This is a genomic window from Mesorhizobium sp. P2_H9, assembly GCF_056403215.1.
The window spans coordinates 30,244-43,018 of record NZ_JBFUFX010000013.1 but is presented as its reverse complement, the minus strand read 5'-3'; the positions used below and the strand labels follow the sequence as shown (position 1 = coordinate 43,018).

At 58.3% G+C, this 12,775-nt stretch carries 11 protein-coding genes; 7 read left to right on the top strand and 4 right to left on the bottom strand.

Features of this window, described 5'->3' with window-relative positions:
* Positions 1 to 45: 45 nt before the first annotated feature.
* The 3 genes from AC1DXN_RS23580 to AC1DXN_RS23570 are packed head-to-tail and all read right to left on the bottom strand — an operon-like array spanning position 46 to position 3,208.
* On the bottom strand, positions 46 to 1,350 hold the full coding sequence (locus tag AC1DXN_RS23580) for an NAD(P)/FAD-dependent oxidoreductase (protein ID WP_477276336.1): 1,305 nt from the start codon (positions 1,348 to 1,350) through the stop codon (positions 46 to 48).
* Positions 1,351 to 1,353: 3 nt separating this feature from the next.
* Positions 1,354 to 2,085 carry an HAD-IA family hydrolase gene (locus tag AC1DXN_RS23575; protein ID WP_477276334.1) on the bottom strand — a complete coding sequence of 244 codons (732 nt, stop codon included), beginning with the start codon at positions 2,083 to 2,085 and terminating at the stop codon, positions 1,354 to 1,356.
* A gap of 31 nt (positions 2,086 to 2,116) precedes the next feature.
* Entirely contained in the window at positions 2,117 to 3,208 is a 1,092-nt protein-coding gene (locus tag AC1DXN_RS23570; RefSeq protein WP_477276332.1) for an ABC transporter ATP-binding protein, read from the bottom strand.
* Between the two features lie 234 nt (positions 3,209 to 3,442).
* On the opposite strand from AC1DXN_RS23570, the gene AC1DXN_RS23565 reads away from it, so the two are divergent.
* Together AC1DXN_RS23565 and AC1DXN_RS23560 are read left to right on the top strand one after the other, a co-directional pair.
* Entirely contained in the window at positions 3,443 to 4,408 is a 966-nt protein-coding gene (locus AC1DXN_RS23565; protein WP_477276330.1) for a LysR family transcriptional regulator, read from the top strand.
* A gap of 87 nt (positions 4,409 to 4,495) precedes the next feature.
* Positions 4,496 to 4,972: a serine hydrolase gene (locus AC1DXN_RS23560; protein ID WP_477276683.1), complete on the top strand. Its 477-nt coding sequence runs from the start codon at positions 4,496 to 4,498 to the stop codon at positions 4,970 to 4,972.
* 254 nt (positions 4,973 to 5,226) lie between these two features.
* On the opposite strand, the gene AC1DXN_RS23555 is transcribed toward AC1DXN_RS23560, so the two are convergent.
* Entirely contained in the window at positions 5,227 to 6,486 is a 1,260-nt protein-coding gene (locus AC1DXN_RS23555; RefSeq protein ID WP_109658922.1) for an ROK family transcriptional regulator, read from the bottom strand.
* A gap of 269 nt (positions 6,487 to 6,755) precedes the next feature.
* Between AC1DXN_RS23555 and AC1DXN_RS23550 the strand changes: the two genes are divergently transcribed.
* From AC1DXN_RS23550 to AC1DXN_RS23530, 5 genes are all read left to right on the top strand, one after another.
* Positions 6,756 to 8,219 carry an ABC transporter substrate-binding protein gene (locus AC1DXN_RS23550; RefSeq protein ID WP_477276329.1) on the top strand — a complete coding sequence of 488 codons (1,464 nt, stop codon included), beginning with the start codon at positions 6,756 to 6,758 and terminating at the stop codon, positions 8,217 to 8,219.
* A gap of 71 nt (positions 8,220 to 8,290) precedes the next feature.
* On the top strand, positions 8,291 to 9,220 hold the full coding sequence (locus AC1DXN_RS23545) for a carbohydrate ABC transporter permease (RefSeq protein ID WP_477276327.1): 930 nt from the start codon (positions 8,291 to 8,293) through the stop codon (positions 9,218 to 9,220).
* Position 9,221: 1 nt separating this feature from the next.
* A complete protein-coding gene (locus AC1DXN_RS23540) occupies positions 9,222 to 10,055 on the top strand; it encodes a carbohydrate ABC transporter permease (protein WP_109658925.1) in 834 nt (277 codons plus the stop codon).
* A 30-nt stretch (positions 10,056 to 10,085) separates the two neighbouring features.
* A complete protein-coding gene (locus AC1DXN_RS23535) occupies positions 10,086 to 11,123 on the top strand; it encodes a Gfo/Idh/MocA family protein (protein ID WP_109661160.1) in 1,038 nt (345 codons plus the stop codon).
* Between the two features lie 66 nt (positions 11,124 to 11,189).
* Positions 11,190 to 12,356, top strand: a complete 1,167-nt coding sequence (locus AC1DXN_RS23530; protein WP_477276325.1) for an ABC transporter ATP-binding protein — start codon at positions 11,190 to 11,192, stop codon at positions 12,354 to 12,356.
* The last annotated feature ends 419 nt before the right edge of the window (positions 12,357 to 12,775 follow it).

Sequence of the window (12,775 nt, the reverse complement as noted above, 5' to 3'; positions counted from 1 at the left end):
GTTGGCAGGGTTTCAAACCCTGTTTTGACGTTTGAATGCTGGGTCTTAGCGCCCGATTGCATCGAGGAACTGGTACCACCCGGCGACAAGCCGGACAGCGGGTTCCCGGATGGGATAGAAAGGAACGGCTTTCAGCCGTTGCGAAGTCAGAAGCCCGAGATCCGGGCTTTCGCCGGCCACGATAGCGGCGACGTGTTTTCCCATATTGGAGGCCAGCGCCACGCCGGTGCCGTTGTACCCGACCGCATAGACGATCCGGTCATCAAGCCGGCCGGCATGGGGGATGCTGTCCATCGTCATCGCGACCAGACCGGACCAGCGATGGGTAACAGTCGCACCGGCAAGCTCTGGGAACTGACGAACCATAGCCTTGTGCAGGGCGGTAAAAGCGCTTTGCGAATCCTTCTTTCCGAAGGCGCCGCGCCCGCCATAGAGCAAGCGGTCTCCGGCCTTGCGGAACCAACGCATCATTCGCCGCGTCTCGGTGTAGCTGCGGTCCTTGGTCAGAAGATTGGCCCCGGGTTTTCCTGTCAGCGGTTCCGTGGCGATCATGGCCGAACGGAACGGGATGATCGAGGTGCGCACGGCAGCGGTAGCTGTCGTCAGGTCGGAATAGGAATTGGTCGCAACCACCGCCTGTGCGGCGGTCACAGTACCGGAAGGCGTTTCCAACAGAACGCCCATCCCCTCGCGCTTCAGCCGTGTGATCGGCGTGTTTTCGAAAATGTCGATGCCGGCAGCTTTAAGCCCGGCCGCGATGCCGAACACGAAATTAAGCGGATGGATGATGCCGCCGTGCGTGTTGAGCATTCCGCCGACGAAATCCTGAGATCCGGTTTCCGTCCCCATCTCCAAGGCCGTCAGAATGGAACAGGCCGGGTCACCGAGTACCTCGTGCAGCCACGCAGCTTCTTTTTTCAATCCTTCGAGCGAAACCGCATTGTGCGCGCATCGCAGCGATCCGGTCGAACGGTAATCGGCGGACGCAATGTTATAATCCTCCACCAGTTCGCCGACATGCTCGATCGCCTCAATACCGAGATCGTGCATCCGTCGGGCGGCCTCCAGGCCAAACCGTTCGGCGATCTGCGAAAATGCAATGCGGAATTTTCCAGAAACCACGCCACCGTTGCGACCACTGGCGCCCCAGCCGATGCGGTTCGCCTCGAGAACCACCGATGACAGGCCTCGGCGAGCGAGATACCGGGCCGTTGAAAGGCCCGTGTAGCCGCCGCCGATAATCGCCACGTCGTAGTGGCGATCTCCCGGAAGTCTGCTGAAAACAGGCCGTGGACAGGCCGTCTCCTGCCAAAGCGAGTGGATATCGGGGAAGGGCGGGTGCGCGGTCATCACTCAGGCCGCGCTGGCGATCCTGTGACCTGCGGCCAGATCCGCGTCCACAGCGTCCGCCAGTTGCTTTAGCGAGGAGAAATGGAAATTGGGTGTGGTGAGCACCTTGGGTTCCGGTGTGCCGCCAAATCCTGTCTGGCCCTGACGTCGCTCGATCCAGCAGGTCGTGTAGCCAAGCTCCGTAGCGACGCCGATATCGTGATGCTGACTCTGGGCCACGTGCAGGATTTCCGATTGCTTGTAGCCGGAGGCGGACTGACGGCCCTTGTTGAAGGCGAAAAACTGTGGATTGGGCTTGGCGCATCCGGCTTCGTCACAGGTGACGCTGTCGTGAAAGGGACTGCCAAGCGTGGCCGAATAGGCCGAAAATGCCGTGCGATCGGCATTGGTCATCGCCACCAAGCGGAAATTGCGCCGCAACCGCGCCAAAGCCTCGACGGAATCGGAAAAGGCCGGCCACCGCAGGACCGCGAGCTGGAAGGCTTCCGCCGTTGCCTCCGCTCGGGTGAAGTCCATTTCCGTTGCCAACGACAGATAGACATCTTTCATGGCGAAGGACGAGCGGCCGTAGAACTTGTCGCGGCCGCGCTTGTAGGATTCGAAAATCGCATCGTCGGAGGCAGCCTTCGCCTTGTCGCCGCCGAGCGCGCGAACGGCATTGAGCACGCCCGTTTCGAAATCGATCAACGTGCCGACGACATCGAAGGTCATGACCTTGAATTCGCTGAGTTTCATTATGCGGTTTCCTTTTGGCAAATCAGGGCGTTCAGGGGGCGTCCGGGACGACGATCGTGTCTTCGGGGTGCAAGGCTACCGTGATCGGTTCGCCGGGTTTCTTTAGGTGCAACCGTCCGGCATGATTGCTGGGAAGCCTGAGGCTCAGATCTCCGCCGGAAGACAATTTCAGAAAGACCCGGATACTCTCGCCCTGATAGAGCGTCTCGGTCACCGTCCCCGAAAGCCTGTTCGACGCGTGCGGCGCGGTGTCATCGGCGACCACAAGTTTTTCAGAGTGCACCGCGAGAGACAGCGCCTTGCCTTGGGGAACGCTGCGCGATGTGCGCAGAACGGCATCGCCGAGCGTTACTGTATCGTTGCCGGCGCGTGTGACCGGCAAAAGAGTTGCCTCCCCGATGAAGCGCGCGACGAAGGAATCGGCGGGATGGTCGTGCAGTTGTTCGGGTGTGTCGATCTGGACGAAGCGGCCCTTGTTCATGATGGCGACGCGATCGCTCATTGTCAGAGCTTCCCGCTGGTCGTGCGTGACATAGACGATCGTCGCGCCGAGCTTGCGGTGCAGCCGTTTCAGTTCGATCTGCATGGATTCGCGCAATTGCTTGTCGAGCGCCGACAGCGGTTCGTCCATCAAGATCAGCCGCGGCTCGAAGATGATGGCGCGGGCCAGTGCAACACGTTGGCGCTGCCCGCCGGACAGTTCGTGGACGCGCCTGCTCTCGAAGCCGCCCAGTTCGACCATATCGAGCGCGCCTTGCAGCTTGTCGGCCCAGTTTGATTTCGGCAGGCGACGTGCGCGCAGCGGAAAGGTGATGTTTTCCCCGACGCTCATATGCGGGAAAAGAGCATAGTTCTGGAAGACGATTCCAATATCGCGTTTGTGCGGAGGCTCGAATGTAATATCGCGGGTGCCGAGCCAAATCGACCCGGATGTCGGTTGGACGAAGCCGCCAAGAAGACCCAGAAATGTCGTCTTCCCCGATCCGGACGGACCGAGAATGGAGACGAACTCGCCTGGAGCGACTTCGAGACTGACATTGTCCAGTGCGCGAAAATGTCCATAGCTCTTGCTGGCCGCGCGAATGGAGGCACCTACGCGATCCGCTTTCGTTGCATCAATCATATGATTCCACTACAAAATTCATCAGCGGCGCTTTGGTGGGGCGCATGCTGCATTCTGTGATGAGTAGAAGTCTGAATATATATTTCATGCAGGCACCTGCCCCGTGCCGTCTGAGTGCGCATTCCATTCCCCAAATTTTTCTTGAAGGTCTTGCGCCTTCCATGACAGCCAGGAGACCAAAGAAAATGTGCCTTCGCAATTGAAAAAAAGTTCGGGATGGTGTTACATCATGTAATGGAAAAATTGAGACGCTCCTTGCCGTCCATGAACGGCCTCTTTACTTTCGAAGCCGCCGCGCGCTGCGGCAATTTTTCCAGGGCAGCGCAGGAGCTGAACGTGACGCCCGCGGCCGTCAGCCGTATGGTTGCACGGCTGGAAGAGCATCTCGAGACGACGTTGTTTGTGCGTCAACCTGGCGGAGTCGGCCTGACCGAATCTGGACGGCTGCTGTTTGACGCGATTGCCAGAGGGTTTTCAGTCATCGAAAATGCCTTACGCGAGATCGAGGATCGCCGCATCGGCATTCAAACAGTGTCGCTGTCGGTTTCGACCGGGTTCACCACCCACTGGATGATGCCGCGCATGGCAGATTTCAAAAAGGAGTTTCCGGCTGTCGATCTGCGTTTTCAGCTGGTCATGGGCGCGCTCGCGGGGCCGGTGAACGATGTGGATCTCGGAATGCGCTTCGTCAGTGGATCGGACGAGCGACATGAGGCCGTCTTCATCATGCCGGAAATCCTCATCCCCATCTGTAGCCCCTCCTACAGAGAAAGCCATGGTTCGGAGGCAACCGATGTGAAGCGGATGCCCGACACCACGATCAATCTGAGTGACGCACAGCCGAACTGGTCCAGTCTATTCTCACCACTGAACGAGGGTGACGCTGTCAATTCGATGATTTTTTCCGACTATGCCATCGTCGTTCAGGCCGCATTGCTCGGGCAGGGCGTGGCGCTCGGTTGGCTGAACGTCATTGCCCACTGGCTTCGGACGCAGGCTCTGGTGCCGGCGCGCGAGCAGCTCATGATTACGGGCCGCCAGTGCCATCTCGTCCGCCTGCGCGACAAACCCGCACGCCCAATCGTTACGCAGGTAAGGGACTGGATGATTGGCGAACTGAATGCCGACATTGTAGCGGTTGATGCGCTTTATCCAACGCTTGGGCTAAAGTCGGCAGGCCGTTCAAAATCCACCGAGTGATCCGCCCACATGCATAGATTGCAGCATTCGCTTTTGAAGGTTCGCTCATTTCTATAAGCCTGCCTAAAAGACTGGCGCTCAGGCGAAATCCATTTAAGCGAGCATTGCCGCGCTCTCGTTCAACGCCACGCCGGTCCGGGACGATCTGCGGGTAGATGGCGACAAAAGGCCGGCTATGCTCTGGGTGACGGCGGGTTCAATGCGACTCTTCGCGACTATGCTCGTTTCGCCCTGCTGCATCTTCGCGGCGGCGAGATCGATGGCCGGCGTATCGTGTCGACCGAGTGGATTGCCGGGACACGGTTTGGTGCTGACCCGACACTCTTCGGCGGCGTCTATCAAGAGGTTCTACCCGCCGGGGCATATCACAACCAGTTCTGGATCGAAGATACCGCACGCGGCGTCTATATGGCCCTCGGCGTCTTCGGACAACTGATCTACATCGACCCGGTGGCGGATTTCGCGGCGGTTGTCCTGTCGAGCTGGCCGGAATTCGTCAGCACGACGAGGATGCGGACAGCGCTGGCGGCCGTCAGGGCTATCCGAGGGGCGCTGTCGTCGTAGCGAGCAGGTTATTCCCGTTCGGGTCCGCAGCCGCGCCGGCTGGCCGGGATCGTCCAGACTCGGAGCGTGTGACATCGGACACGCCGATGTGGTCGGCCATGGCCAGTTCGTGCTGGCGCGGCTGACGGAGCGACACCATCAAGCGAAAGAAGGATGCTTAAAAGCGGCGAATTGAATTTGAGCAGCCTCCCAAGGCGCCCTTGCTCTAGCTTGATGACTGTTGACGCGACTATGGGTAATCATTGTCACCTGCTCTAGATGACCACCTTCAGGTGACTCGATAGCACCAAACCTGCCGCCCCTCGCAGTGCCGTATGGCCCTCGCCAATACCGTTCACTGTGATGGAAATTTCCTGGTTTGGTCTCATCATCACCAGTTGTTCGACGTGTTGCCTGACGCGCTCTGCAGCCATTTGGCCGCCGCCCGCGACGTCGCCATGAAGGACATAGGAGTTAAGAGATAGCGTCTGCTGCAGGTTGACGATTCCGAAAGCCACATTTCGAGTGTAGCGGTCGAGGAGGGCATCTGCCGCCTTCGACCCGTCGTCCGCCTCTTTCACAAGACGCGCGCATGTAATGTTGCCCGGATCCCGCAACCCCAGTCGGCCAGCCTCTCGTCGTAGCCAAGGCAAGGCAGCCACCGTTTCCCAGCAGCCGCGTTTACCGCAATTGCAGGCCTCGCCATCGATTTGAACGACGGAATGGCCAAGTTCGCCGCCAGAGCCGGCAAGCCCGCGATAGACCTTCCCCTCGATATAGAACGCTCCTCCCAGAACCTCCCCGGTGTAGATCGCCGCGAAGGTCTGCAGTCCGCGCCCAGGTCCAAACCATCGGTCGCCGACAAGCAAGGCCCGGGGGTGGTGATCAATGACGACTGGTAGCGAGAAATGTTCCTGCAACAGGTCTACCAGGGGCAGTCCCGTCAAAACAGGCGCGAGATTTACGGCAAGGATAACGCCATTGTCACTGTCGATCATTCCCGCAGAGGCAACACCAATCCCAAACGGTGCCTGAGGGGCTTGAGAAAGCGTCGACGAAAGCGTTTCCCTCATTACCGACAGGAAGGCATCCCTGTCGCCAAGCGGATCGAATTCGGTTTTCATATGCGCCTTGATTTCCCCGGTCAGCGTTACAAGGCACGTCTGGATCTTACCGGGAAGAAGGAGCACCGCTCCGAGCATGGGAGCATCAGGATTGAAGAAAAGCGGGCGGGCAGGCTTGCCCCCTTTGACGTCCGAAGGGGCTGCGTCCCCTTCTACCAGGAGTTTCTCCTCAATCATCGGCTGAACGATGCCGGTTATCGTCGTACGGTTCACCCCCGCGAGACGCGCCAGGTCCACGCGGCTTTTGGGCCCATTATCGTACAAAGCCTGCAACACGCGCCCGCGATTGATGGCACCGAGAGTCAATTGCGAAATAAGGGTCACGTTGGTGCCAGCCTCGCCAGGCGCAACGTCTTTGGTGGAGAGCGTGCGGCGGCCTAACGAGTAGGAGGGCTGGTTCTCGAATTTCAACTTACATCTCCAGTTTGGCCCGTTGGATTTTGTACGCTGTAGCGTTGTGCCCGACCAGTATACCCTATGGGCTCTGGGGGGCGCGCTTTCCAACTTCGACGCCAAATTGCGTCCTGCTAATTTTCATCATGACGGCTTCTTGACAGTATCATAGGTTTGTGCGAAGTACAAACTAACTGCTGAAAAGGCAGATTGAGGGACGACCGCAAGCTCCTGGCACAAGCATGTGCAGGGCCGGATCGGATTAAAAGCAACTGGAGGAGTGTCCAATGCCCATTAATATCGCAAACATTTCGCGCCGCAACATGCTGAAAACCGTATCCGCCGCGGCTCTCGTGGCCGGCGTCGGGACCCTGTCTGCGCCCCGGCGTGCCGCCGCCCAAGACGCCAACTCGGTGCGCGTCCTGTCGGTTGAAGACCCGTTCTTCTTTGCAATGAAGGCGATGGTTCCCGAATACGAGAAGGAAACCGGCATCAAGGTCGAATTGGAAAGCCTTTCCTATGACGCGCTTCAGTCGCGTCTCGTGTCCTCCTTTGTTGCCAAAACTTCCGATGCCGACGTCATTGTTGTCGATCAGATGTGGCTTGGGCAGTATCTGGACAACGGTTGGATCGTGTCACTAAGCGATTTTATCGCCAAGGATGGCGACATCGATCTGTCGGACTTCATCCCCGAGGTCCTCTATTCGTGCAACATGTGGCGCGGCCAGATCGGGACTTTGCCGATCGCGGCGTATGCGCAGGGCGTCATGTACCGCAAGGACATGTTCGACGAGTTTGGTCTTGCCGCACCGCCGACACAGACGTCGGAAGACTGGACCTGGACGAAGTACGTCGAGACCTTGCAGTCGCTGGAAGGCAAGTCCTTCGGCGGGCAACCGGTTTTTCCGACAGTGGTTTGCGGCTCGCAACCTTCGCCGATTGTCCACATGTTTACCCAGCTCTCTGTGAGCCACGGTGCGAACTGGTTCAAATCATTCCCGGCCGCTCCATGGGACTTTGCTCCGCAACTGACAGACCAGGCCTGGATCAAATCCGTCGATATCTACCGTCAGCTCTACAAGCTCTCGCCGCCTGAGGCGATCAATTACGTGTGGTTCGACGCCGGAACCCGCTTCGCCAAGGGCGATGTCGGCATGTTCTACTGGTGGACCCCATATTTCTACCTGATCAAGAACTCCGGCTACATGACTGGCAAGAAGTCCGATGTCATGGACAAGTATGCGACGGCGGCCCTGCCGAAGGCCGAGGGTGTGCCTCAGACTGTCAGCGTAGGCGGTTACAGCCTCGGTATTCCTTCCAGCTCCGAGCGGCAGGACGCAGGCTTCGCTTTCATCAAGTGGGCCACGTCGAAGGCGACCCAGAAGAAGATGGCTCTTTGGCCTGATCTCAATTACCAGTTCTCCGACTTCGCCCGTGCTTCACTCTACCAGGATGATGAGGTGAAGGCTGTTTATCCCTACCTCGATGTCCAGTACGCAATGATGAAGCAGGGCAACGGCAAGATCACGCGCCCGCCCGTCCCTGGTTACACGGCCATTGAAAGCGTACTGGGGCTCACGTTGAACCAACTCCTCACCGGGACGGAGGATCCAAAGACTGCCCTTGAGCGGACCAACAGCCTGTTCGAGAGCATCCTGAAGGGCAATCTCATGATCCCTTATCAAAAGGAAAGCTTCGCCGACTCCTTGGATGGTGCCAAGGCCCTGATCGGCAAGCTTGGCAAGAAGTAATACAGTTCTCCTCGTGCCGGCGCGACAGTGCTCGCGCCGGCGAAACGGGTGAAAAAGAACTGGATCTGGCAATGCCCTTTACGACCGTTCGCTCGCCGCATGCCCTCGGACTTGGCAGGAAGAGCTTTGTCCGCAAAAATCTGCCGTACCTGCTCATTGCGCCTTCGGTCGTAATGCTGCTTGCGCTGATCGCTTACCCCTTGCTGTTCGCGCTGAGGTCGAGCTTTTACTTCTGGAACCTGCAGATCGGGCCGCAGCCGCTCGCCTTCGTCGGCTTCGAAAACTATGTTCAGGCCTTCAATGCCTTCGATTTCCGCGCTTCGCTTGGCAACACGCTGATCTTGTCAACAATGGGAACGGCAATTGAGTTTGGACTTGGGCTGACGATCGCGTTGATCCTGCTCAAGGCCCTGCCTGGCATGAACGTCGTGCGTGCCTTGCTGATCCTGCCGACGACAATTGCCCCAATCGTCGTCGGCTTTCTGTTCCGCTATCTCTACGATCCCGGTGGGGGCCTGCTGGTCTGGGTGCTGCAGTCTTTGTGGCTACCCGTCCCGGCGCAAGGAATACTCGGGTCACCGTCCACAGCGCTCGCCGCCATTCTTTTCGTCGACATCTGGCAGTGGACACCCTTCTTTGCCATCGTGCTCTACGCCAGCCTGCTGGCTGTCCCCGACGAGATCATCGAGGCCGCGCGGCTGGATCGCGCGTCACCCTGGACGATCCTGTTTCGGATCAAGCTGCCGCTCATCAAGCGCACCGCGATTATCATCGTCATGCTGCGCTTCATGCAGATATTCAACACCTTCGACACGGTGCTCGTGCTGACACGCGGCGGACCGGGCACGTCCACGCGCACCCTGGGTTATTCGCTCTACGAGCAGGGTCTCGTGAATTTCAACATCGGTCTCGTCAGTGCAATGACGTGGATCACGGTGCTGATCGTCAACATCATTGTCGCCCTCTATGTCTTCGTCGCCTTTCGCCATGAGGAGTGGTGAGATGTCCCGTCGCCGAACCAGTTTCTACACAGCGGCAACCTACGCTGCCGGCCTTCTCTTCCTGGCGATTTTTGTCGGGCCGATTTTGTGGTTCATCGCTCTTGCGATCCGCCCTGCCGAGACCGCCTTCACAATGCCGCCTTCACTATCCTTCGAGCCAAATCTCGACGCGTTCCGGCATATTCTCGTCGATCCAGGCACCAACGCGCCTCAACTGGCGAATAGCCTGATCGTCGCCATTGGCGCGGTGTTGCTCAATCTGCCTTTCTCGGTTCCGGCCGCCTATGCACTGTCCCGTTTCAAGCTGCGCGGCAAGAAGAACATCATGTTGTGGTACCTCGGCCTTCTGATGGCCCCGCCGATTGCGTTCTTGATTCCGTATTTCATCTTGATCACGCGTATCGGTCTCCAGGGCTCCTACTTCTCCATGGTTTTGGTTCTGCAGACGCTGACGATCCCATTTTCTGTGTGGCTGATGAAAAGCTTCATCGATGAGGTACCGGCGGAATTGGAAGAAGCCGCCCGCGTCGACGGCGCCCGCTGGTACACGATCATGTGGCGCATCACGCTCCCCATCGTTCGCCCCGGGATCATTGTGACGTCCATGTTTGCATTCGTGTTTGCATGGAACAATGCCGCCTTTCCGCTGGTCCTGAGTTCGCGCTCGACCGCCACCCTTCCAATCGGAACACTTGGCTACTTCGCCACCAGCGGCGTGACATGGAATTACATCGCCGCCGCTGCCGTGCTGGCAATGATCCCGCCGATGATAATCTTCCTGGTTTTCGATCGATACGTCGTACGAGGCCTCACCTTCGGCTCGGTGAAAGGCTGACCTTCCCTTGTTTGAATGGAGTAAATGGAAATGAGCAAATTGCGCATGGGCGTCATCGGCGCGGGCCTTTGGGGCAACAATCACGCCCACACTTTCAAGGTGTTGCCGGAAACCGAACTGATCGGCGTCTGCGACCTCGACGAGGGCAGGGCTCTCAAAATGAAGGACACTTTCGGGGCGGCTCGGGCGTTCACTGATTACATGAAGCTGATTTCCAGTGACGATATCGATGCGATATCGGTCGCAACACCGGATTTTACCCATGCGCCGATCGTGCTCGCAGCACTCAAGGCCGGCAAGCATGTTCTCAGCGAAAAGCCGCTGGCCACGACCGTGAAGGAAGCAGAGGAAATCGCCGAGGCTGCCGCCAGGTCCTCGGGCAAGCTGATGGTGGACTTTCATAACCGTGTAAACCCCATTCTCACCCAAGTCCGCGACATGATCCAGGACGGCCAAATCGGTCTTGCCAAGCATGGGAACGCGCGTCTTTCCAACACCACGTTTGTGCCCTTTGAAATGCTGAGCTGGGCTGCGAAGTCTTCCGCGCTGTGGTTCCTGGGCAGCCATCTCGTCGATGTCTTGCGCTTCATTCTCGCTGACGAAGTCGTGCGCGTCTATTCGGTTGCTCGCTCAGGCACGCTGTCTGGCCGCGGCGTAGACACGAAGGATTTCCATGTATCGATCCTCGAGTTCTCCAAGGGGACGGTCGTGACCATGGAAAACAGCTGGATCCTGTCGCGAGACAATCCTTCCCTGGTTGACTTCAAGATCGAGTTTGTCGGTGAAAAGGGCCAGATCCAGGCCGATCCCACCCACAATGGCGGCCTGCGTCGCATTGGGGAGGGAGGTTTGAAGTACAACGACTATATCGGCATAACCCCGACCGGCGAGACCCGCATCGGTGGCTTTGTTCTCGAATCCATTGCCCGCTTCGTCGACAGCGTGGTGCGCGGTGCTCCATTGCTGGCCGATGCGCAGGACGGTCTGGCAAACACCAGGATCTTGGCGGCGATCGAGGAGTCTGTCGCCAGCGGCAAGGCTGTAGACATCGCCAGCGCCGGAGCCTGAACACACAGGGGCTTGCTGTCCCACGCGGGCGGCTGGCCTCGCCCACTGATGCTGCGGAGTAGTTTTATGGCGTCTATGACCTTTGACGGAGTTGGCAAGACGTACCCGGACGGGACCGTTGCCGTCGCCAATGTGAGCTTTGCGATCGCCGACGGAGAATTCCTGGTCTTGGTCGGCCCGTCGGGTTGCGGCAAGTCAACCTTGCTGAGAATGGCGGCGGGCCTCGAAACGCTGAATAGCGGCCGACTGCTGATGGGTGACAACGATGTCACCGAAAACGACCCGCAGGATCGGGATATAGCCATGGTGTTCCAAAACTATGCGCTGTATCCGCATATGACCGTTTATGAAAACATGGCTTTCGGCTTGCAACAGCGCAAAATGCCAAAGCAAGAGATCGACAAGCTTGTGCGGGTTGCCGCCGAAATGCTCGATCTAACCCGCCACCTGGGGCGCAAGCCAGGCGCCTTGTCCGGCGGCCAGCGCCAACGTGTCGCCATGGGCCGTGCTATTGTTCGCCATCCGATGGCCTTCCTTATGGATGAGCCTTTGTCCAATCTTGATGCGAAGCTTCGCGTGCAAATGCGAGGTGAGCTCAAGCTACTCAATCAGCGTCTGGGTGTCACGACGCTCTATGTAACGCATGATCAGGTCGAGGCCATGACCATGGGAGACCGCGTTGCGGTGCTCAAGCCGGTGCGCAATGGCCTGGAAAGCAATCTTCAGCAGCTCGACACACCGCAAATGCTGTACGACAAACCAGTCAATCTGTTTGTCGCCGGATTTATCGGCTCCCCGGCCATGAACTTCGTGCGCATCGAGCTCGGGGGAGAAGCCGGTTCCCCGATCGCCACAATAGTGGGGACAAGCATATCCTTTCCTGTGTCCGCTGGGCCGGCACTTTCCAGCTGTATCGGCCGACAGGTTATTGCTGGAATTCGCCCCGAAATGTTCCAGGTTTGTGCGGAACATGAGGCGTTGTTCAACGAGAAGATCCCGGTTGCGGAAGCACTTGGGGCCGATACGTTCATTTTTTTCGACATCACGTCCCCACCGGTGAACGTCAACGATGCGGAAGACACCGAAGACTTCCCGCACAAGGGCAAGAACCGCCTTGTGGCGCGGATCCCTCCGGCCCTGACTCCAGCTCCTAATCAGCGCCTGGCTCTGACTGTCGACAAGGAGAAGCTGCATTGGTTCGACCCGGTAACGGGAGCCGCAATCCGTGACTGATAGCGCACGCAACACATATCCCAGCTAGGGGATCTAACCCTTTCTCTTGCCCTCCCAGGCACCTTGGCTGTCGTCGAACAAGAGTTCGGCGGCAGCCTTTTTTCAAAAGCAGGACATCGAACGATCTCAACCTGAACACCCATGTCCCGAGAGCAATGGCTTGGAGGAGTGGCTTGCGAAACGGGTTTCCGTTGTCGGCAAGTTCATTGCCGTCATGGCTGTCTTTGGCGCCTCGAGAGCTTGTTGAGGAAGCCAGGCGATTTTCCGAGGTCGCGTGCTGCTCTCCTTAATCTGTGCGCAGAGGATCGACAGTCCGCCGCCCCTCCTTCAGACCCCCACAATGAGATAATGAAACGCCGCGAAAAATCAGTCTTCCCACGAGCAGGGTCCGTCGTATTCAGGCTTGTAAATGTCGCAAA